This is a genomic window from Caballeronia sp. ATUFL_F1_KS39, assembly GCF_023630985.1.
GTDB lineage: Bacteria > Pseudomonadota > Gammaproteobacteria > Burkholderiales > Burkholderiaceae > Caballeronia > Caballeronia zhejiangensis.
Map to the genome: position 1 here is coordinate 1 of NZ_JALQDZ010000125.1, position 248 is coordinate 248.

At 64.5% G+C, this 248-nt stretch carries 1 protein-coding gene; it reads right to left on the bottom strand.

The window, feature by feature from the left end; all coding sequences use genetic code 11:
- The coding region (locus NCR93_RS31820; protein ID WP_250532485.1) for a glycosyltransferase at positions 1 to 248 on the bottom strand (248 nt) is incomplete at both ends.

A 248-nucleotide genomic window follows, 5' to 3' on the forward strand; every position in this document is an offset into this window, starting at 1 on the left:
GTCCATCGTCAGTGCGTGAGTGAAGCCGAGTTTCGCGGCTTCGTCGATGCCCGCGAGAATCGCCGCGCCTTTGCCGCGGTTCTCGGGCAATACGATTACGTGCAGGCCCGGGTCGGTTTTGGCCATGTTCAGCAGGCGCTCGGCGCTGCCGTCGGTGCTGCCATCGACGACGACCCATACCGGGTTCCACTGTTCCCGCGCGCCGCGCACGGTTTCGTCGACTTTCTCGCCAGGGTCGTAGCTTGGAA